This is a genomic window from Chloroflexota bacterium, assembly GCA_035652535.1.
Classification (GTDB): domain Bacteria; phylum Chloroflexota; class UBA6077; order UBA6077; family SHYK01; genus DASRDP01.
Genome location: DASRDP010000143.1, coordinates 24075 through 43789, shown reverse-complemented (window position 1 = coordinate 43789; position 19715 = coordinate 24075). Strand labels below are relative to the sequence as shown.

Annotated in this window: 18 protein-coding genes; 9 read left to right on the top strand and 9 right to left on the bottom strand. The window is 65.2% G+C overall.

The features are described 5' to 3' along the window. The 6 genes from VFC51_17825 to VFC51_17800 all read right to left on the bottom strand — a co-directional run. The coding region (locus VFC51_17825; protein HZT08887.1) for a hypothetical protein at positions 1-397 on the bottom strand (397 nt) is incomplete at its 3' end. 69 nt (positions 398-466) lie between these two features. Further along, a complete protein-coding gene (locus VFC51_17820) occupies positions 467-1852 on the bottom strand; it encodes an ABC transporter substrate-binding protein (GenBank protein ID HZT08886.1) in 1386 nt (461 codons plus the stop codon). Between the two features lie 12 nt (positions 1853-1864). Continuing rightward, positions 1865-2197, bottom strand: coding sequence for a hypothetical protein (locus VFC51_17815; GenBank protein HZT08885.1), 333 nt, complete (start codon positions 2195-2197; stop codon positions 1865-1867). Beyond that, entirely contained in the window at positions 2194-2583 is a 390-nt protein-coding gene (locus VFC51_17810; GenBank protein ID HZT08884.1) for a hypothetical protein, read from the bottom strand. Before VFC51_17810 ends, VFC51_17815 begins: the two co-directional genes overlap by 4 nt. A 139-nt stretch (positions 2584-2722) precedes the next feature. Continuing rightward, a complete protein-coding gene (locus VFC51_17805; GenBank protein ID HZT08883.1) occupies positions 2723-4042 on the bottom strand; it encodes a Rieske 2Fe-2S domain-containing protein in 1320 nt (439 codons plus the stop codon). Positions 4043-4303: 261 nt separating this feature from the next. Beyond that, positions 4304-6118: a thiamine pyrophosphate-requiring protein gene (locus VFC51_17800; GenBank protein HZT08882.1), complete on the bottom strand. Its 1815-nt coding sequence runs from the start codon at positions 6116-6118 to the stop codon at positions 4304-4306. Between the two features lie 19 nt (positions 6119-6137). Between VFC51_17800 and VFC51_17795 the strand changes: the two genes are divergently transcribed. Next, the gene (locus tag VFC51_17795; GenBank protein ID HZT08881.1) at positions 6138-6641 is read left to right on the top strand and encodes a hemerythrin domain-containing protein; all 504 of its coding nucleotides are present in this window, start codon (positions 6138-6140) and stop codon (positions 6639-6641) included. On the opposite strand, the gene VFC51_17790 is transcribed toward VFC51_17795, so the two are convergent. Then, positions 6627-7379: a class I SAM-dependent methyltransferase gene (locus tag VFC51_17790; GenBank protein HZT08880.1), complete on the bottom strand. Its 753-nt coding sequence runs from the start codon at positions 7377-7379 to the stop codon at positions 6627-6629. The genes VFC51_17795 and VFC51_17790 overlap by 15 nt on opposite strands. Before the next feature lie 300 nt (positions 7380-7679). Between VFC51_17790 and VFC51_17785 the strand changes: the two genes are divergently transcribed. From VFC51_17785 to VFC51_17760, 6 genes are all read left to right on the top strand, one after another. Continuing rightward, the gene (locus tag VFC51_17785) at positions 7680-9233 is read left to right on the top strand and encodes a peptide ABC transporter substrate-binding protein (GenBank protein ID HZT08879.1); all 1554 of its coding nucleotides are present in this window, start codon (positions 7680-7682) and stop codon (positions 9231-9233) included. Between the two features lie 11 nt (positions 9234-9244). Then, positions 9245-10018, top strand: a complete 774-nt coding sequence (locus VFC51_17780; GenBank protein ID HZT08878.1) for a VOC family protein — start codon at positions 9245-9247, stop codon at positions 10016-10018. A 55-nt stretch (positions 10019-10073) separates the two neighbouring features. Then, the gene (locus tag VFC51_17775) at positions 10074-10553 is read left to right on the top strand and encodes a VOC family protein (protein ID HZT08877.1); all 480 of its coding nucleotides are present in this window, start codon (positions 10074-10076) and stop codon (positions 10551-10553) included. Positions 10554-10632: 79 nt separating this feature from the next. After that, positions 10633-10911: a hypothetical protein gene (locus VFC51_17770; GenBank protein HZT08876.1), complete on the top strand. Its 279-nt coding sequence runs from the start codon at positions 10633-10635 to the stop codon at positions 10909-10911. Between the two features lie 496 nt (positions 10912-11407). Next, entirely contained in the window at positions 11408-13120 is a 1713-nt protein-coding gene (locus tag VFC51_17765; GenBank protein ID HZT08875.1) for an ABC transporter substrate-binding protein, read from the top strand. A 21-nt stretch (positions 13121-13141) separates the two neighbouring features. Then, positions 13142-14227: a tripartite tricarboxylate transporter substrate-binding protein gene (locus VFC51_17760; protein HZT08874.1), complete on the top strand. Its 1086-nt coding sequence runs from the start codon at positions 13142-13144 to the stop codon at positions 14225-14227. Between the two features lie 16 nt (positions 14228-14243). On the opposite strand, the gene VFC51_17755 is transcribed toward VFC51_17760, so the two are convergent. Then, positions 14244-15179: a hypothetical protein gene (locus VFC51_17755; protein HZT08873.1), complete on the bottom strand. Its 936-nt coding sequence runs from the start codon at positions 15177-15179 to the stop codon at positions 14244-14246. 173 nt (positions 15180-15352) lie between these two features. Here VFC51_17755 and VFC51_17750 point away from each other — a divergent pair, with 173 nt between their 5' ends. Beyond that, positions 15353-16576: a hypothetical protein gene (locus tag VFC51_17750; GenBank protein ID HZT08872.1), complete on the top strand. Its 1224-nt coding sequence runs from the start codon at positions 15353-15355 to the stop codon at positions 16574-16576. Between the two features lie 265 nt (positions 16577-16841). Continuing rightward, positions 16842-17984, top strand: coding sequence for an AAA family ATPase (locus VFC51_17745; GenBank protein ID HZT08871.1), 1143 nt, complete (start codon positions 16842-16844; stop codon positions 17982-17984). 31 nt (positions 17985-18015) lie between these two features. Here the strand turns inward: VFC51_17745 and VFC51_17740 are convergent, their stop codons facing one another. Continuing rightward, complete coding sequence (locus VFC51_17740; GenBank protein ID HZT08870.1) at positions 18016-19593, bottom strand: protein kinase; 1578 nt, start codon at positions 19591-19593, stop codon at positions 18016-18018. Between the last annotated feature and the right edge of the window lie 122 nt (positions 19594-19715).

Here is a 19715-nt window from a genome sequence, read left to right as displayed (position 1 = left end):
TGTGGTCGATTACGCCATCCGTGTCGCGCACGTAGGTGACGAGCCCCGGACCGAGTCCCGCCACGCCGATTCGCGCGCGCTCCATCCCGGCATCGAGAAGGGCATCGCCCATCGCCCTGCCCCAGCCAGCGATGGCCGGGCGCGTTTCGCTCACCCACGGGCTCCGCGGTAAGCCTTCCGACACAACGATTGGAGGCGCGCCGTCCGAATGGGCGGGCAACACCACCGCGGCGTCGAGGAGTTGGGTGAGATAGCGCGCGTCGAAGCGGTTCCCAATCGGCACGAGGATGCAGTCGAGGTTTGCGGCGCGGGCCTTTTCGCGCACCGCGGCCCAACGGCGGTCCCGCTCGGCAAGGGTGTAACCGCCCCACGGCGGCCCAGCTATCGACTCCGACATATCGCGCCTCCTGGCTTCCTCGTTCGGCCGACCGTCATCGTTCGCCCGACATTGGGCGCATCGGGACCGTCAGCTCTTGACATCCCACAGGTGAGCGTTCCACGTCTCGCGCGACTCGTCGTGCTTTGCTGTCACGTTGGCCAGCGAGTTGGCGATCAGCGCGGGCTCCGTGTCGAAGAACAGCCCCATCCAGATCTGCTCGTCCGTGATTCGATGGACGAGCTGCGCGATCGCGGCGTTGCGCTCGCGAACCGGAATGGTGGTCTCCACTCGGGCAAGGAGCGCATCGACGTCCGGGTTCACATACCGAGCGTTGTTGATCCCGGTGTACCCGCGCTCCGGTGTGCGAGCCTGTGATCCGTCAATGCGAATGAGCATGCGCTCATTCACAGGCTGTCGCTGGAGGGCGAAGGAAGGAAACTCGGCGCGATAGCGCAAATCCTGCCCCCGCTGGGGTGGCACCACGTCGATGTCGACGCCAACCCCGACTCGCTGCCAGAAATCCGCCACGGGGTAGGCCGACTTGGGCTGGACGTCGAGGACCGTGGTGACCTGGATTCCGACCGACAGCCGCTGGCCCGCCGCGTCGCGCAACATCCCGGCCGAATCCCTCGTCAGCCCGAGGCCTTCCAGCATCTGCGCCGCGCGCTGCGGGTCATACGGGTACTTCACGATGGATGGATCGATGTCCGTATAGCCGGCGTAGTGGGGACTGATCGGACTTGGGGCGACGACCGTTTGGCCGGCTTCGATGCTATCGACGAGCTGCTGCCGATCGATGGCCGAGATCAGCGCGCGACGGAACTGCGGGTCGGCGACGATGGGTGGCGTCGGGTTGAGGAACTGGGGATAGAGAAGCAGCCAGCTATCCAGCGCCTGAAAATCGGCGCGCCCGTCGCGCCACTGCTCCTGGACCTGCAGCGCCTGTTCGATGGATGGCCCGCGCCCGAGGGTGAGGGCGACCTGACCGGACAGGATGTTGGCGATCAGGGTATTGTCGTCGGTGATGAAGCGCACCTCGATCTCGTCGAGTTTCGGACGGCCCAGGGTATAGTCGTCATTTGCGTCTAGGGTGATGTAGCTGCCGCGCTCCCACTCCCGGACCTTGAAGGGGCCGGTCCCAACGAACTCCGCGTTCCAATAGGGGAGGTCGAGAAAGCTGGCCGGATCGTCGCGAAATGCCCGCTCCAGAAGGTGCCGGGGCATCGGGACGGCGAGATCGGAGAACACCGATGAAAAGAGCTGATCCGCTTCGATGTACGGTCGGCTCCAGCGGACCACCACCGTTCGAGCGTCGGGAACATCGAGGCCCTCAATCGCCTCATAAGTCCGATCCCGCAGGACGGCCAGATCCGGATCGCGAACAACGTCCAGGGTGAAGGTCAGGTCGTCGGCTGAAAAGGGCGCGCCGTCGTGCCACCGAACGTTGGGGCGCAGCTTCCAGGTGACTTCCATGCGGCCGTCCGGCTAAACCACCCAGAGCCCGTTTTCGGTTGACGGAACCTCGGTCACCAGCCGCGGCACCAGCAGGCCGCTGTCGCCCATCGTAACCATTCCGCTGTTGACCAGCTCGGCAAGCTCGACACCGCCGCCGACGTTCGCCGGGTTGAGCTGGTTGTAGAGAAACGGTGGGATCGTCTTCATCGCGGCCACCAGCCGCTTGGGAGCGCGGGGCGCGGAGGTCGCTCCTTCGCGCGCAGCCTGGGGCGCCTGAGGGGCAGCGCACCCCAGCGCAAAGACGACCAGCACGACGGAAGCGCTCAGTCGGGTGAACGGGAACCTCCGATGGATCGCGGTCATTGCTGCGCCGTCCTTTCCGGCCCCGCCAACGTCCAATCCTGGATGCTCCAGTAGTTCGTCGTCCCGCGACTGGTCTGGCCGAACCCGGTGCTTTCCTTCCCGGCGGTTGGGCCCTGCAGCCCGGCGACCCAGCTATTCACCACTTGCAGGAAGTAGAGCGAATAGCCCGGGAGGTTCTCGCTGATCAGCGCCATGAGCTGAGCGACGGAGTTGCCGCGCTCCGTCGGATCGAGGGTCGAGTCCCACGCAGCATCGAGCTGATCGTCCTGGGGATTCGTCCACGCGGGGCGATTGACAACAACGATATCACAGGCGCCGGCGCCGACCGGAGGCTGGCGCCGGGGTGATCCGACCAGGGTCGTCGAGCATTCGGTCGGTGCCCCCACCGTTGGAACAGCACAAGACGAAGAATGCGCGACTTTCTCGGGTTGGCAGAGGGCGAGATCGAGATGCCGTGCGCCGTGCGCCGTGCGCCGTGCGCCGTACGCCGTACGCCGTACGCCGTACGCCGTACGCCGACTGACGCTAGACGGAGCCGCCGGCCCGGGCCACCGTGACCGAGGGGGGCTCTGTATCCCGGCCTTCGTGCCATGCCGCCATGGCCGCTTTCCAGTCCAGGCCATCGGCGAGGACGACGGACCCCGACCGCACGCGATAGGCTTCGGGCCGATCCACGCCCGGCGGGGCCATACCATGCTCGCGCAGAGCGGTCGCGGCGCGCATGAGCCGCTGGCGCACCTTGATGATCATCGCATCCGTTGTGCCCAACCGCTCGGTCGTTCGGTCTTGGATGGGGCCCATGCTCGTGATGACCGCGGCGTCCTGGAGCCGAATCGTCGGGATGCCGGTGTAGGTCTGCGATCGCTGAACGTCGCGGTCGAGCAGGAAGTCGTTGTCCTGTCGCGCCGCTGGCCACCAGTGAGCGAAGAACTTTCCGTGCTGCTCCTCGCGCATGTGCCCCATCCCAGCGATCTCCGCCTTGTTGCTCATGAGCTCACGCTCCGGCAACTCCCGCACAGGATGCCAGCGAACGCCCCAATGGAGGGTGTGCTCGTCGTCAATGGGCGTATAGATGTGGGACGGCACGATCCCGTCCTCGCTCGCGGGAAACATGGTGTAGATCGGCATGAGGAACTGCGTCGTACGCCAGTAGATTCTGTCTGGCCCTTCGACGCGGCGCGCACCGTAGAGTAGCCCGTACTCTTGCTCGGTGATCTCCAGTCGCGGGGACCGATCCGGGTGGTAAACGCCCGTCGCGGGATTCTGGCTCGGATCGAGACGGCTGTGCAGGAAGTACAGGTGCGCCGTGTCGATATCTCCCTCGAGTGCCTGCACCCAATTGCATTCCAGGACTGCCTTGTACTCGTGGTGCCGCTGAACCGCCGGAACGGTCATCCATTCGAACTGGGGCAATCCCGGCGGGTTGTCCTGAAGCGGACCCATGTAGGCGAAGACCACTCCGCCTCGGTCTACACACCGGTACGTCGTAGCCTTCACCTTGTGTTTGAAGTTGCTCTCGGGCGGCTCGTTGGGCATATCGGTGCAGTTCCCATCCACGTCGAACTTCCAACCGTGGTAGACGCAACGAATCCCCCGTTCCTCGTTGCGACCAAAGAAGAACGATGCGCCGCGGTGGGGACAGTACTGGTTGATCAGGCCGACGCGACCATCGGTGTCCCGCCATGCGATCAGGTCCTCACCGAGGAGCCGCACGCGCAAGGGAGCGCCATCCGGCTCGATCTCCCACGAATAGAGGAATGGCATCCAGTACTGCCGCATGAGATCGCCCATTACCGTTCCCGGACCAACACGCGTCAGCAGCTCATTCGCTTCTTTGCTCAACATCGTTCCCGCTCCCAGTCCCGCGCCGTTGCGAATCGCGTCAGCAACGCTCGCGCCCGGACGCCGACCACGCAGGCCGGCGCCCCCGATCGTCGACGCGGGCGACTAATCGAACGATACTGAGCGATCAAGCGGGTCCGACCGCGCCGTTCAGGTGGTACGGAGCCCACGCGAACGGATAGTCTTGCCCCTACCCGCACGGGTGGGGCGCCTGGCGGCGCGCAGCTCTTCCGGATCGCGCGGGTGCTATCGGCTGTGGCCGTCCTACTCGGGACCGCCGCCCGTCGAGGTGGCGGTCTCTGCGCAGGTGATGAACTCCAGGAGCGCCGCGCGCCCGTCTTCGGTCGCGCGGCGCGCGCGCTGGATGGCAGGCGCGATCTCGCCCGGCTTCTCCACTCGCTCCGCGTACCCGCCCATCGCGCGCGCCATGTCCGCGTAGTTCCCGGTCGTCGTGCGCGTCTGATAGCGACTGTGCGATGCCGTCATGCGCGCTGTTTCCACCGCCATCTCGAAGTTATTTGAGACCATCGTAAGGATCGGAATGCCGTTTCTCGCCGCGGTCTCGAAGTCGGTGCCCACCATGCCGAACGCCGCGTCGCCCATCCAGTTGATGCAGAGCTTCTCGGGAGCGGCCAGCTTCGCGCCCATGATGAGCCCCAGCCCGCACCCGAGCGCGTGCGACTTCCCGAATCCTATGTAGCCTCGCGGGGCCGACCGATAGAAGGGGACGAGCTGACTCCGCGGGCTTCCGGAGTCGTGGGTCAGGATCGACCGAGCGGGATCAACTGCCCTGATGATCTCTCCGACGACGCGGTAAGGGTTGATCGGCACTTCATCCGATGTAAGCTTGGGCATCCACGCCTGGAGCCACGCGTCGGTGACCCGCTTGACTTCACCGGCAGTCACCCCATCCTCGTCGCGAAGCTTCCCCCCGAGCCGGTCGCGGGCGGCGTCGCGCAATCCGCGAATGGTGAGCTGCGCATCGCCGATGATGGGGAAATCGACGGCATAGTCCTTGTTGATGTCGCGTGGATCGTTCGTCGCGTGGATGATGGTCTTGCCGTCTGGAATCGTGGCCGTCGAGATCCCATGGCGCGTGAGACTCGTCCCGATGGCGAGGACCACGTCCGCCTTGGCGAGGAAGTGGGCCGCCGCGCCCGTTCGTACTCCAGCCGCCGTACCCGCGGACAGGGCATGGTCTTCTGGGAAGGACCCCTTGCCGAGCAGCGTCGTCATCACCGGCGCCTGAAGCACCTCCGCGAGCTGCACGAGGTCTTCCGTCGCGCCCGCGGACCGCACGCCCTGCCCAGCGAAGATCACCGGGCAGCGGGCGCCAAGGAGGGCGACCACGGCCCGATCCACGTCGTCCGGATCGGGCGCCGATCGGGTGGCCCTCACCACCGGAAAGGCGAGCTGGGCCGGGTCGCAGGTTTCCGTTCCCAGGTCGTCGGGGACCTCGACGATCACGGGCCCGGGCCTGCCCATGCGCAAGGCCGTTAGCGCCCGCCGCATCACCTCGCCTACCCGGTCCGTCCGGATCAGTAATTCGACGGCCTTGCTGACCGGTTCGAAGGCGCGAGCGGAGCTGAAGCCCGGACGAATCCCCAATCGCGTCGTCGCCTCCCCATACGGGAAAACCAGCACCGGCGTCGAGTCGGAGTAGGCCGTCGCGACGCCCGAGAAGGCGTTTTCCGCGCCTGGCCCGTGCTGCATCGTGAAGACCCCGACCGGGTTTGCGTTGGAGATCCGGCTGTAGCCATCTGCCATCCCCATCCCGACTCGCTCCTGGCGGCACACAATCGGACGAATTCCGGCCTCGGCGGCTGTCTCGATGAGCGTGTTGACCGGGTAGCAGAAGAGGTACTGGACTCCCTCGCGCTTCAAGACCTCGGCGATCGCGTCGCTCACGCGCATGGCGGCGCCCTCCTTCCTTGGATCGTGCGGCAACTTGGCCCCATCATATCCTCGCGCGAAGCCTGTGCCCGTTCCGACGTGAGGGTGCTTGGGGCATCGGTGCAACGCAATTCGCGCATCTGGTAGGCTGTCGAGGCGAGGCCTCGAGCGGCCAACGCCGGCCACCTCCTGGACGAATCGCGCGATGAACGCCAGCCGTTCGAATCAAGGCCCGGTCCATCAGTACCTAGCCGGAGATCACGACCGCCTCGGACGTCTCCTCGACGACGCCCTGCAACCGGCGAGTATGGATCTGGCTTCCTATGAGGCGTTTCGGGCGGGACTCCTGCGGCACATTGGGCTGGAGGAGAAGCTCGTATTTCCGGTCGCGCGTCGAACCGGAGACGCAGCTACCCAGGCCATGATCTCCCGGCTCCACCAGGAGCACGCCCTGTTCGCCGCGATGCTGGTGCCTACGCCGACTGTGGAGATCCTGTCGCAGCTCCGCGATCTCCTCGTGAGCCACAACCAGCGCGAAGAGGCCCCTGGCGGCATGTACCAGATCGCCGAACGGATCGCGGGAGGGGAGGTGAAGGCGCTCGCCGATCAGCTTCGCGCCGGCCCGGAAGCCCGCGTCGCGGCGCACTTCGACACAGCGTTAGTGCACGAGAACATTCGCGCGCTCATGAAGGCGCTACAGACGGCCTGAAGGCCCCGGCGCCCCCTCCGCGGGTTTGAACCCACCGATCAACGCGCGCCCGAGTCGCTTCCAGAAGCAGTCCACGTGCTCGAACCCCACCTCGCGCAAAATTGCCAGCTGCTCGGCGACCGGATCCGGGTGCTCGCGGCTTCCGCCCGTTCTGGGCGTTTGCGCTCGGTTCCCGTAGCGTGGCCGAGCCGGATCGACCTGAGCATAGCGAGACCGCAGGAACTCGTCGCGCGGGCGCATATTGTCCACGTCGACGAAGCACCCACCGGGCGCGAGCCGCGCGAAGATTTCGCCGAAGAGCAACCGCTTCGCGTCCGGCGTGATGTGGTGAATGGCGCGCGACGACACGACGAGGTCGAGCGGGCCTGCCAGCTCGATCGGGAGTCGGCCGTCGGCGAAATCGCCCTCGAAGTAGGCAAACCGCTCGCCGTAGCGGGCCATTCGCTCGCGGCCCACGTCCATCATCGCCCGAGAGACGTCGAGCCCGATCGCCGTTGCCTGCGGAAACGCGTCCAGGACCGCGGCGGCAAACACCCCATGGCCGCATCCAACGTCCAACACGCGCAGTGGGCGACTGGCCTCGAAGGGCAGGAGCCCTGTCGCGATGCCGAACACTTCCGCCATCTGTTGTGCGTCACGGTCGTTTTGCTCGACGTAGTCGGCGACCCGATCCGCCTCTTTCCAGTGATGGCCAGCCCGCAATGTGAGGTCGCCGCCAGGCGACACCTGCTCGCGCATCGCTCCTCCCTCCGCGCCCAACGCCCGCTTGCGCGCGTCTGAATCGCCCGCCGAACAACGTTCTCGACAGTTGCCCGGAGCCGGCGCCGGTGATACTGTACCCCGAGCAGATACGGGGAGTTGGCGATTCGCATGTGGCCGCGGCGGACCGTCGCAATCGTGGGCCTGGTCGCCTTGTTGGGCGCGTGCTCTCGCGAGGCACCCGCGCCCAGTCGTGGGGCAACCGGCGACACTTCCGCGCCGCCAGTCGGACGCAAGAGCCTCACGATCGCGCTCGGGGGAGAGCCGGAGTATATCGTGATGGCGAACCTCGGCGGCGGTGGCGGTTCGGGAACCATCGCGCAGAATTTTCGGCTCGCGGTGCACCAGCAGCTCGTAACGTATGACGACCGAGGCGACCTCCACCCGATGCTGGCGTTGACCGTCCCATCCAGAGACGATGGCTCCTGGGTCGTGCGGCCCGACGGCACGATGCAGGTCACCTACCGTCTCCGCCACGACGTGACCTGGCACGACGGAACGCCGCTCACCGCACGGGACTTCCTCCTTGCGTGGACCGTCGCCCGCGACCCGGATCTCCCTCTCTTCCCTGCTGTCGCCCGCTTGATCACCCGCATCGACACGCCCGACGAATACACGCTCGTGACGGAGTGGTCCGAGACGAGTCCGTGGGGCAATGCGATTGTGACCGACGAGCTGGGTCCACTCCCCGATCACCTCCTCGGCGACGTCTATGCCACCGACAAGCAACGCTTTCAGCAGCTTCCGTACTGGACGCGTGAGTTCGTCGGAGTCGGTCCCTTCCAGATGGAGAGCTGGGTGCCCGGAAGCCACCTCACGCTGTCTGCGTACGACGGCTTCTATACGGGCCGCCCGAAGCTCGACGAAATCATCCTGCGCTTCATCACCAACGAGCAGACTGTCGTCGCCAGTCTGCTCGCGGGCTCCGTCGACGGGGCCCTGGACAACAAGGCAATCTCGTTCTCTCAAGCGATGCTGGTACGCCAGGAATGGCAGCGGGCCGGGCACGATCCGCTCGTCGTCATCCAAACCACTCACTGGCGCTTCGTGGGTGTGCAGTTTCGGAATCCCACTCCGCGCGAGGTTCTGGACGTGCGCGTTCGCCGCGCGCTGCTGCATGCTATCGATCGCCAGGCGCTGGTCAATACGGTCCTCGACGGGCAGGCCCCCGTCTCCGACTCGTTCATCCCGCCGGACGATCCTCGATCCGCATGGGTGGATGACGTCACCGCTCGCTACGCGTATGACCTCCGGAGATCTCGGGAGCTGTTCACCGAGGCAGGTTGGCGCGTCGGCGCCGATGGCCAAGTCGTGAACAGGGAAGGTGAGCGGGTCGCGCTCCCCATCTGGACAACGGCCGGCGCACAGAGCGAGCAGGAGCTGGCCATCATTGCCGATTCGTGGAGAAGCGCTGGTCTCGCCGTTGACCAGTCCGTCATCCCCGAGCCCCTCATGCGAGACACGAAGGCCCGCGCCAGCTTCGCGGCCTTCGACATCACGTCCATCCCGCTCGGCGAGGGGAACACCCTCAAGCGGCTGTACGGCCGCGACTGTCCGACCGAGCAGACCCGGTGGCAGGGCGGAAACCGCGGCTGCTATCAAAACGAGGCGATGGACCGCGTGGTCGACGCATTGCTCCGAGCGATCGACACCGACGAGCGCCGGGAGCTGTACCGCCAGCTCATCCGGAGCGAAACCGAGGAGGTCGCCGTGCTTCCGCTGTACTTCAACATCAACGTCGCGATCTTTCGCGAGGGCGTCCGCGGCGTTCGCGGAGATACGAGCCCACGCACCAGCGTGTCCTGGAACGCCGCGGACTGGGACGTCAACTAGAGGAGGGTTGCATGCCACGACCGGGCCAGCTCAGTCACGTGATGCTGGAAGTCGCCGACCTGGCGCGCTCGGAGCAGTTTTTCAAGGAAGCCGTCGGCCTCGTGCACGTTGGTCGGGACCTCTGGAACGAGGATCGGCCGAACAGCACGTTTCAGACCAGTGCCGGCCAGTACCTCGTCCTCGTCGAGGTTCCCGAGGTCAAGCGCGACGGGCCCGGCGTGCACACGGATTTCCTGCTCACCATCGAGGACTACCATCGCGTCGTCGACCGACTTCGAGAGACGGGGTGCTTGAAGGGCGACTTTCGAGGCGACCTCGGGCAGCGGTCCGTCGGAGAGATCAGCCAGTACTTCGTCGACCCCGATGGCCATCAGCTCCAGGTGACGGCCTTTTCTGCGGAATCGTTCCAGGTGCCGGCGGCAGGTCTCGGCAAGATGGTCGCGGGCAAGATCGAGGATTTTCCGGTCGGCTCCATCACGCACATCAAAGACGGTAAATTCTTCATTGTGCGCCTGGAGGACGGTATCCTGGCCCTGAACCACACCTGTACGCATATGCAGTGCAACCTCGTATATCAACCGGAGCACTACCGCTTTTATTGCGCGTGCCACTACAACAAATTCACGAGAAAGGGCGAGCACATCGGGCACACCCCCGGCGTTCCGCCTCTCATGGCATATGCCGTCGAGATTCAGGACGGACAGGTTATCGTCGATACGGACCGTAACATCGCGCGGTCGCCCGCGGAAGCGAAAAGGATGGTCCCAGTTCCGGCCGCAACCTGAGCAGCTCCCGCGCGGGAAACTCGGAACGGCCATGACAGCAGAAGTGAGGACGGGCATGGAAGAATTCCTGGAGATCGATCACACCGTGCTGGCCGTCAACGATCTGATCCTCGCCGAACGGTTCTACTGCGACGTCCTCGGCGAGATCTTCGGTTATGGGAGAATTGAAGATCGAAGCGGACTCACGACGGACGAGATCATTCGCGGCAAGCGGCTGCGCGAAATGCGCGGGACGACCGGTTCGGGGAACGTCATAGCGCCGCATAGCAGCGTCCGCGTCGGCGAAACGCTGATACCGTTGTTTCTGTATCAGGAGCATGTGCAGGAGCCCCCGCCGGAACAGATGCGAGGCACTCCCCGGATCGCGCTCACCGTATCGACCGATGAACTGGAACGGGCGATCGACGTGCTGTCGCGATGCGACATACCCTTTGAAGGACCGGTGGAGCACCCGGCGCCGTGTCCGGTCGCCCAGTCAATTTATCTCAAAGATCCGTCGAGCAACTTCATCGAGCTGGCCTGCCCGCGGGAATAGCCCGCTGAGCGTAGGCCCGCCGGAGGTTCGCTGCATCGAATTGGGAGCGGATGACTATCTCACCAGGCCGTAGGAGGTTGTGATTCTCCGCGCCAGGATCGGCGCCTCCATAGAGAGAAAACGCCTCCACGACAATGAAAAGCTCCATCTCCAGACGATTGAAGCCCAGGCCAACCTGCTCGCGGACGCCAACGCCGCGCTCAAGAGTCTGGCTGCTGATCTGGAAGACCGCGTCGTCGCCCGCACCGCCGAGCTGGCCGAGAAGTCCGAAGAGCTGAGAGCGACGACGCAGCAGCTCTGGCAAACCGCGAAGCTGGTCACCATGGGGGGCTCGCCGCGAGCGTCGCGAACGTGCTGAACAATCCCCTCGCGACGATGAGCCTCCGCCTCGAATCCGTCTTGCGTGACGTCCCCTTAGGAAGACCGCAACCGTCGGTCTCTCGAAATCATCGACGGGCCCGAGCTACTCCCCCACGTCCTCGCACCATTTTCGTCCGTGACGCCCGCGGGCATCGGGGGGCTGGGACTCGCGATCCGCCGCCGCATCGTGCAAGAACGCGACGGGAGTTTCGAGATCGAGAGCCAGCTTGGTAGGGGAACCACCGTCCGCATTGCGCTCCCGGCGACCAACGTCTGGGTTTCGAGAAGCACCGCGTAAGTCCCACGAGTCTTGGCGACGCCGGTAATCGGGCGCCTTGCCCGAATGACCGACCAAACGCGCTCCGACTCCCTTGAGCCCGTCGGGAACTCGCGGCACAATGGGCCCAGTCCCGAGAGGGCTCTCGACGGTATGGTTCGATTGCCGGCAACGGGCGGCACACCTTCACGGGGCGCGTCGTCGGAGGGTTAGATCCATGACCAGAACCGCGCGGGTGGCAATCCTACTCCTCACCTCCCTGCTTCTCTCCTGCACGGCCAGCGCGCCGAGCGCCGGACGGCCGAGTGAGAACGCGCCGTCAGGTGGAGAGACGTCCCGGCAACGAACGCTTGTCGTGGCCCTACGCCTCGAGCCGAAAGGGCTCGCGCTCCGGCCGCCGACCGAGGAGGTCTCCAACGTCGACCATCGGCGCATCTTCAATGCCGACATCGCCAACGTCGATGAGCAGGCCGTCCCGCGCCCCTACCTCGTAGAGGCGCTGCCCGAGATCAACTCCGACACGTGGAAGGTGTTTCCGGACGGCCGCATGGAGACAACATACCGCCTCCGCCCGAACTTGACGTGGCACGACGGTGCGCCACTCACCGCTGGCGACTTCGTTTTTGGATGGCGGGTGTACGCGAAACCGGATGTCGGCCTGGCGTCACAGCCCCCCTTCAACGCCATCAGCGAAGTAGAGGCGACCGACGACCGCACATTCGTTGTTCGATGGAAACAGCTCTATCCGGATGCGGCCCACATGACGGGTCGCGACCGAAACCTCCCCGCGCTGCCGCGGCACCTCCTCGAAGAATCGTTCAACAGCCAGTCCGTGGAGGACTTCGTCGACAATCGGTATTGGACGCACGGGTTCGTCGGCCTCGGCCCATATCGCGTCACGAGCTGGGAGCCGGGGGCATATTTGGAGGCCGCCGCCTTCGACGGCCATGCCACCGGGCGCCCCAAGATCGATCGCATGAAGCTGGTCTTCATTTCAGACCCAGATACCGTCCTCGCCAATATGCTGAGCGGGGACGTCGACCTCGCCTCGGCCACCGCGCTGCGGATACCCCAATCGCTCTCCCTTCAACAGCAATGGCAGGGGCGCCAGGGCGGAAGCGTGTTCTATCAGGTTTTCGTCTGGCACGGGGTGATCGTCCAATTTCTCCCTGGCCTTACCACGCCACGCTCCCTCACCGATGTTCGCGTTCGGCGCGCTCTCGCGCATAGCATCGACAAACCCGGAATCAACGAGGCGATCTTCGCCGGAATCGCGACGGAGGCCGACTTCTTCTTACCCCCCAATAGCCAGTGGGGGCCGGACGTGCAGCGCGGCGTCGTCAAGCACGACCTTGACGTGCGACTCGCCGACCAGCTCATGCGTGAGGCCGGCTACGAGAAGGGACCCGACGGCATCTACTCCAGCCCGACGGACGGCCCTTTCGCCATGGAGCTGCGCGCCGGGACCAACGACGGGAACGAGGCGGCCATCCTCGCCAAGAACTGGGAGACCGCGGGCTTCAAAGCCGATCAGCGCATCATCCCGCCGGCCCAGGCATTCGACCTCGCGACGAAATTCGGGTACCCGGGTGTAGCGATCACGACCATTCCCGCCACCGAACGAACGGTCGAATCGCCGGTCCCGGGGAACATCCCGACGCCCGACAATGGCTGGCGGGGCGGCTCGCAACTGAGCTGGACGGATCCCACATACACCGATCTCGTCAACCAGTTCATTTCGACCCTCGACCGTGACCAGCGCGGGCAGCAGATGACGCAGATGGCGCACGTCTTTGGCGAAAACCTCCCCGCGATCTCGCTCGTCTTCCCACCCAACGTCTGGGCCGCGGCGGCGGGGCTCAAAGGACCGCACGAAGAGCCGCCCGAGACAAACGTGTACTGGAACATCGAGACTTGGGTCCTCCAGTAGCCAGCGACTAGGAGGTCAAAGATGACACGGCAGCGGTCTATCGCATTGGCGCTCGCGGCCTCCATGCTTGCCCTCGCGAGCTGCAGCCGGTCGCAAACACCCGCCTCGTCGAGCGCACGATCGTCCAATCCGGCGGCTGCCGAGCCGGCGGTTGCCGACTTCTACCGTGGGAAGACCGTTCGCCTGATCGTCGGTTTCTCGCCCGGCGGCGGGTACGACACCTACACGCGGCTGATCGCCCGATACCTCGGCACCTACATTCCGGGAAACCCGAACGTGATCGTCGAAAACCTCCCGGGGGCGGGGAGCATCATCGCGGCCAACCAAACCTACAACTCCCTCCCCAAGGACGGCACAGTAGTCGCCAACATCGGAGGTCCACTCGTTACGGAGCAGCTCTTCCAGACCGACGGGGTCGAGTACGACGCCTCGAAGTTCTGGTACCTGGCGGTCCCGGTCAAAGAGACGTACGTGCTCATCGTGCATAGTCGAACCGGAATAACCAAGCTGGACGACGTGACCGGTCCGAACGCCAAGACTCTCGTCCTCGCAGGCATCCCCAACTCGGCTGTCGAGCAGGGCGCATACATGATGCGCGAAGCCCTGGGGGCCAACATCCGCGTCGTGTCCGGTTACGAGGGCACCGCTCCGGTGCGACTCGCCATCGACAGCGGCGAGGTCGACGGATTCGTGAATTCGTGGCAGTCCGTGAAGCTGACGAATCTCGACGACGTCAAAGACGGAACGTGGACCGTCTTAGCGGACATCAACGATCATCCCACCAAAGATCTCCCGTTCCCCGCGCCGACGATCAACGATATCGGCAAGACGGACGAGATGCGCCAGCTCATCAAGCTGGGCATTCTCTATCCAAATCAATTTGGGAAGGTCTACGTCGCGGCGCCCGAGGTTCCGGCGGATCGCGCCGCCGCGCTGCAGGAGGCATTTCGTCAGACCTTCGCTGACAAGGGCTTTCTGGCCGAGGCGGAAAGCGCGCGACTCGAGATCGACCCCTTCTTCGGCGACGACATCAAGAAGCTCGTCCTCGAGATGCTCGCGACGCCGGACGACCTTCGCGCCAGGCTCAAAGCCATCATCAAGCCATGAAGCGACGGCATTTGGCCTATGCCGAGGACTCGACGAAGATCGCCTCGATCGGGATCGGCGCCGGAATGAGCTCCTGCTCAACCAGATAGCGGACGAGGCGCTCGAGCTCGGCACGGGTCCGATACAGCCCGTAGGCGAAGGGGTCCGGCCCCAGGTCGCGCTCCTGCGCTTCGAGGAGATCGGCTATCCAAGGCGCGCTCACGACCGCGTTGTTTCGGCGCATCAGCTCCGTAGCTCGCGCCTTTGATTCCTCGAATGCCCGCAGCAGAGATCCCGCGATCCATGGCTCTGCCTCCACAAGCGTTCTCCGGACCGCCAGGACGTGATTGATGGGGAAGCACCCCGTCGCGCGGTAGTATCGGACCTCCTCGTCTCGGTGGTCAGCCACGAGACGCCGCAAGCTCGGGTGATCTCCCAAAAATTCGTGCGCGTGCTCATGAATGAGCGCGTCAATCTCGCCCTGGAGCAGTAGCTCGAGGAGAGTCGCGCCTTGCGGCGTGTACTGAATGTCCACTCTGCTCGATTCCGGCATGGGAAACGCGTTGGGTCGATCCGTGACCCATCGAATCTCCTCCGCCTGGATGGCGTGCGCTTCAAGAAGGTGGCCACGAAGCCAAACGCCCATGGCGTGCTGGTACCAGTTCATCACGCCCACGCGCCGCCCACGCAGGTCGCCGAGCCCGGTCACGTCGAGATCCACCCGCGTGAGGACGAGCTGATGAAAGAACGTTCGCTTGGGAAAGATCGGAAGCGCGCGGAGTGTGTCGTCCCGGGCCCGCTGCATGATGGTGCCGACAATCGGCATCTCGAACACGTCAGCATCGCTCGAGCCCATGGACCGCCCCAGCTCGATCGGCCCAACGTCGAGGTCGATCCCATCCGGTTTGACGTCCCCCAAGAGCAGCGGAAGCGTGCGGTCGTACACGCCGCAGGAGAGCGAAAGACGCAGCACCACCGGCTCCACGATCGGGAATCATCGCGCGAAAGCCGCGGGCTCCGTTGGCCGAGGAGCACGCCGACCGATCGCGACGGCTCAATGATATTGCCGGCATGCCCCATCGCCGCAATTGCGGGCGCTGGCCATGCGAGGTTGGCGCTCCCGGGGTAGAGTGTGGAGAGGGCAAGGTGCGGCCGGGTGAGCTTCGCGCCACGATCGAGAACTTCCGAGAGGCTGATTTGTCGCGAATCCATCTCCGACCCGCCCGTCCGCTCTGGCGCACGACCGCACGCGGCGCAATCGCCTTTGCGCTCGCCCTGTGGCTGCGGGACGGACCGACAGCGCGTGCTGCTGACCGGACGCCAATCTTCGTCTCCGGGTACGAGGTTTCGGCCGGACGCGCATGCGTCGTCGCCGGGCTCGCCGGAAACTGCGGCGTGACGTTTGGCGGGTGGATCGGCGGCGCCGGCCCCGTTTCAAATGGATGGGCGGCCTTTCGCGGCGGCCCGATCGCCTGGGTGGTGATCGTGAACTATTCTGGCGCCGCCGGACTCGGCCATGCCGTCGTCATCAACGAAGGTACCTGGACCCTTTCGACCGGGTCCGCCACCCTGAACGGCCAGCTATCCCAGGGCGCGGTCACCTGGCCCGCCGACGCGTCCGCCGACCTCGGGTGCGGCAAGGGGGTCGCGCTCGTCACGGCTGCGCTTCTGACCTCGAGGAGCCAGGTCGGATCGGTCTCCGCGTGTCTGGACGATACGCACCTGGCGACCGTGTTTCCTCCTCGGCTCTGGGGCGGGCTGGCGCTCCCGCCGCCCTCAGGTCTCAACCTGAACCTCCGAGCGGACCGGTCGGGTTCGACGACTCTTTCCTGGACCAACATCCCCGGTACCCTGTCGTACGTAATCGTCCGCCTGGACTCCACCGGACCGACGCTGCTGCCATCCGACGCTGCGCTACCGGCATCGGCCACCGGCTTCACGGACGTTGCGCCACCCACCGGGCTAGATTGCTATGTCGTCTTCGCCATCGGCGCCGCCGCCGTGCTCGCTGGCTCCGACCTCTTGTGCGGTGTGCCGGGGAGTCACTCGGGTGCCTTGCCCCCCGGCGAGCCGACAATTCAGCTCGGCCAGTCAACCATCGCAACGTTGACCTGGATCTCGCCCGCGACGGTCGATTCGATCAGCGGCTATGCCCTCGTGCCGTTCAGCGGGGATCCCTCGGTGCTCCCTGCAAGCGCACGCGCCACGTCGACCCAGATGGGCGGACCAAGCTGCTTTGTGATCGCGAGCCTCACCGAATCCGGAGTCGGCGGCACGTCCGACGTCGTCTGCGCATGGCCCGGCTTCCCATCCGTCGCTGCCACGGATTCGGGCCTGCGGCAGGCCAGTGGCCCGTCGCTTGCGCGATAGGGGCGCATGACAATTCTGTTACTATTCCTGCCACGTATCGTTACGATTTGCGTAAATCCGCACCCGTAGCGGGAGTTGTTGGCATACAAATGTATTACGCGGCCCATGCACACAGCTCGCCCAACGCTGTGAGGAAGGTCCAGACGTCACGATGGTTGCAAGCCTTGCGGAACAGACTGAAGTGAAAGCGCGATCCCGCCCACATGCACGACTCATCCTCATCTCCAACGACCCAATGATTCGTGGATATGCCTCTTCATTGACGATGGACGGCATCGATACCGATGTCGTGGATTCGGCCGGGGCGCTTAAGCTCGCACTCGGACAATACCCGCATTGGGTTGCAGTCCTGGACGCGAGCATCTCGGAGGAAGTGCTTCCCGACATCCGGCAGGCCTTGCGCGCAGGGTCGGTGCCGACGCTCGTGCTCGTCCCGCCGGGCGAAGCCGAACAGGTGCGGGGCGACTCAATTCTTGGCGCGCGCGATGAATGCGCAACGAAGCCGATCGAATCAGACGAGCTGGCCGTACTGGTCAAAGCCTTGATGATTCGCAGCGGTTACCAGCCGAAAAGTGACGCTTTCCGGCACGCCGCGTCGCAGGCCAACGGCGCGCCCGGCCGGCTCATCGTCGTCGCTCACGCCAAAGGGGGTGTCGGCGCCAGCACCGTGGCCACGAATTTGGCTGTCGGCCTTGCTCGCACCGGCCAACCGCGAACCTTACTCGTGGATGCCGACCTCTGGTACGGCGATATCGGCGTTCTCATGGACCTCAAGCCCACGGCGACGATTTTTCGGGCCGTAGACACGTGGACGGGGCAAGAGTTCGACGAATGGGAGCTGAGGAAAGTGCCGGCGGCCCATAAGTCGGGGGTGTCCGTGCTGATGCGACCGGACGATCCCGCCTTGGTCGAACAGCTCGATATGGCCCTTGCCGTCAAGGCGATTGCCCGCTACACGACACTCTTCGACTTCGTCGTTGTCGACACGGCGCCCAGCCTCAGCGAGCTCACCCTGGATCTGATGGATTCGGCGGACGAGATCGTTCTGGTCGCCACCTCGGACGTGAGCGCACTCCACAACACCCGGAGATTCCTCGACATTGCGGAGCGAGTCGGGTATCTGACCAAGATCGTGCTCGTCGTCAACCGCGCGGATACTGGCGTGAGCACCGATCTCGTCGAACAGCACCTGCACGTGCCGGCCGCCGTGTCGCTCCCCAGCGCCGGGCGCCTGGTTGTCGACGCGGCCAATCGCGGCATGCCCGTGCTCTATCAGGACCAGGAACCCGATCACCAATTTGCGCGCGACCTCATTCGGCTGGTCGAGGTCGTCGCCGGCCGAACGCTGGCGCCCCCACCACCGACCGCCAAGCGGGGAATCGCGTTCTGGCGACGCGGCCCGCGGTAACGAGTGAGCGACATGTCCATCCACACGCCGCTCAGCAGGTCAACGTGGCATGGGCTGGTGCCGAGTCGAGGAATCCCGCCTTCGACGCGACGATCTGAACCTCAGCCGTCCCGCGCCTGAGAGGAACATCGAGACGGAACTGCGGACCAACCACGTTGATCTCCCCGCCGAGAGACCGAGTCACCCCGTTGGGACTGACGTAGGTCCCCTTTAACGCGTATCCGCGGACTGGCTCGCCCTGCGCCGTCACCGTGCCGGCGACAATCGAACACGTCGTGTGGGTGATCTCGAGGGCTAGGTGGACTGATGGCCGCCCCGCTCTTGGGGCGATCCCCTGGCGCACCTCTGCGATTCGCGTTGCCACTGAGTCGATGGGCGTTTGGTTCGACTGCGTCCTCTCGGTATCTCCGCCTCCATCGCCCAATGGATTCGCGCCAATCGGTGCATCCGATCGCGCCTCCACCGTTGCGTCCGACCCGCCCGAAACCGGGGCCGACGCGGCATCGGGCGGGTCGCTCGCTGCGGGTCGGACGCCCGTCTCAACAACCGTGCCCGGGTCGGAGCTTGCTCCGATGGGGCCGCGCTGGACCAATGCAAGCGCCAGGACCGCGATCAACGCGACACAAACGCCAACGCCTGTCAACCAGGCGGTCGAACGCCGGGTCAGCGGCGGCCACAACGGCCGCTGGGACCGTCTCGCCTCGAGCGCGTCCGACGGGTACCGTGCCTCAACAGTCGGGGGCAAGCTGGAGGCGGACGCGGCCCGACCACTCGGCGCCGCGGCTCGCCGCAGCGCATCGGCGAACGCCCCCGCGGTGGGGAACCGATCCTCGGAGCGTTTCGCGAGCGCTCGCTGCAGGACGTCGTCCACGCCCTGGGGTATCTCTGGACGCACCGCGCGGATGCTCGGAACCGGGTCGTTGATCTGCTTCAGAATTACGGCGAGGGGCGTGTCCCCCGCATACGCGACCGTTCCACCGAGCATCTCGAACAGCGTCATCCCCAGCGAATAGACGTCTGACCGGCTGTCGACAGCCAAACCCTGGGCCTGCTCGGGGCTGAGATACGCGGGTGTGCCGACGCCGAGGCCGGTTCCGGTGAGTTTGGCCCCGCTCCCCAGCATCTTGGCGATGCCAAAGTCCCCCAGCAGCGCCCAATCGCCGTCCCTCAGCAGGACGTTGGCGGGTTTGACGTCTCGGTGAACGATGTTTCGGGCATGGGCATGGTCGAGGGCCCTGGCGACCTGGCCGCAGATGTCCACCGACCAGCCGAGGGGGAGCACATCGCGCATTCGATCTTGCAGGGTGCCGCCCGGGACGAGCTGCATCACGATGTAGGAGACGCCGCCTTCCTCCCCAAAGTCGTAGACGGGGAGGATGTTGGGATGCTCCAGTCCGGCAATCGAGAGCGCTTCGCGGCGGAAGCGTTCCGCGAACCCGGGGTCGCGCGCGAGGTACGGATCCAGGACCTTGACGGCGACCTGACGATCCAGGGCAGCCTGGTAGCCCTTGTATACGGTCGCCATCCCGCCGCGGCCGAGCAGCTCGATGATGGTGTACTGGCCGAGGACGCGCCCGACGAGGTCGCCTACCGAGCCTTCGTTCTCCATTGAAACCCAGCGATCACGACGTACGCCAGTATACGATGAGCCGAGCCTCCATGCGGGCGCTTGACCGGCATCCGTTCGATCATTAGACTCCGCGATCAGCCCAGGTTCAGATGGAGTGAAAC